The sequence below is a fragment of the Candidatus Margulisiibacteriota bacterium genome, from assembly GCA_028715625.1.
Lineage (GTDB): Bacteria > Margulisbacteria > Riflemargulisbacteria > GWF2-35-9 > GWF2-35-9 > JAQURL01.
Genome location: JAQURL010000028.1, coordinates 1 through 1,270 on the forward strand (window position 1 = coordinate 1; position 1,270 = coordinate 1,270).

Annotated in this window: 1 protein-coding gene; it reads right to left on the bottom strand. The window is 41.7% G+C overall.

The window, feature by feature from the left end; genetic code table 11:
* The coding region (locus PHV30_05860) for a class I tRNA ligase family protein (GenBank protein ID MDD5456541.1) at nt 1–1,170 on the bottom strand (1,170 nt) is incomplete at its 3' end.
* Between the last annotated feature and the right edge of the window lie 100 nt (nt 1,171–1,270).

Consider the following 1,270-nt stretch of genomic DNA (forward strand, 5'->3'; position numbering starts at 1 on the left):
TTCCATTTTCAAAAGGTGTCCGCTTTTTTCCAGGTCCTGCACAATATTTTTGTTAGCCTCAAAAACCGGTAGCCCGGCATAGGCATCTGCTTCCTCAGTAAAAATTCCGCTTTCATCTACAGGCATGATCATGGGCAGTTTGTATTCCAGACCGACCAGATAGTCATCATAACCGTGGCCCGGGGCAATATGCACAAGGCCCGTACCGTCTTCATTAGAAACAAAATTACCCAGCACCACAGGTGATAAACGGTCGGCAAAGGGATGTTTGTATCGCAAATCAAGCAGTTCTTTACCTTTCATGGTTTCCAATACCCGAACTTCTCCCAGTTCCAGTTTCTGCGTCAAAACTTCCTTCAGATCCTCTGCAAAAATCAACAAACCTTTATTGGTTTCGGCCAGAATATAGGTCAAACCGGGATGTACGGCAACAGCCACGTTTGCCGGCAATGTCCATGGTGTTGTAGTCCAGACCAGCAGACTGACCTTTTTATGCTTTTTAAAATCAACAGTAAGAGGAAATTTAACATATATCGACGGTGACTTTTCATCATCATATTCAATCTCGGCTTCAGCCAGCGCTGTTTTGCAGTGAAAACACCAGTGAATAGGTTTTTTGCCCTGATAAATAAGATTGTTATCAGCCAGCTTGCCGAACAATTCGATTACCGCTTTTTCATATAAAGGATCAAGAGTTAAATAAGGTTTGGCAAAATCACCGAAAATACCCAGATGTTTAAACTGCTCTTTTTGCTGCTCTACATATTTCAATGCATATGCTTTACATTGGTCCCTGAATTCATCAATTTCGCTTTCCTTAATATCTTTCTTTTTTAAATCTTTAAGCAGCTGGGTCTCGATAGGTAGTCCGTGACAGTCCCAGCCGGGAACATAAGGAGAAAAATGACCTTTAAGCAAATGATATTTAACAACAATGTCCTTAAGTATTTTGTTCAGGGCATGGCCCAGATGAATATTGCCATTGGGATATGGCGGGCCGTCATGCAGAATAAAAGATTCATTACCTTTATTCTGTTCCAGACGCAGAAAATACGGGTTTTCCTTTTCCCATTTCTGAACCAGTTGCGGCTCAATCTGGGTAAGCCCGGCTTTCATGGGCATTTCCGTCTGCGGTAAATTTAAGCTGTCTTTATATGATTTCTCTGTCATGTCTTTATGGAGCTTATTATATAAAGAATCTGAAAGTCTGACCAGTTAGAAATTGATTGATAGAATTTTCCCGCCTCTCTCCGTCCTTCAGACACCTCTC